Annotated in this window: 1 protein-coding gene; it reads left to right on the top strand. The window is 56.1% G+C overall.

Features of this window, described 5'->3' with window-relative positions:
* The coding region (locus AB2L51_RS15265; protein ID WP_400922700.1) for a transposase at positions 1 to 264 on the top strand (264 nt) is incomplete at both ends.

Genomic DNA, 264 nt, shown 5'->3' with positions numbered 1-264 from the left:
AGGCGCAGCTTCATGAGAGTCCAGACCAGCAGATCTCCCTCACAGACCCAGATGCACGCTCAATGGCCACGAGCGGCCGAGGCACCGGAACGGTTGGCTACAACGTCCAAACAGCGGTCGACGACAAACACCATCTGATCGTTGCCCATGAGGTGACCAACGTTGGTAATGATCGTGGGCAACTGAGCAATATGGCGAACCAAGCGCGTAAAGAAATCGAGGCTGAATCGCTAACGGTGGTGGCCGACCGAGGCTATTACAAAG

The sequence above is a fragment of the Acetobacter fabarum genome, from assembly GCF_040702925.2.
In the GTDB taxonomy this organism is placed as follows: Bacteria; Pseudomonadota; Alphaproteobacteria; order Acetobacterales; family Acetobacteraceae; genus Acetobacter; species Acetobacter fabarum_B.
This window is presented reverse-complemented; position numbering and strand designations above follow the sequence as displayed.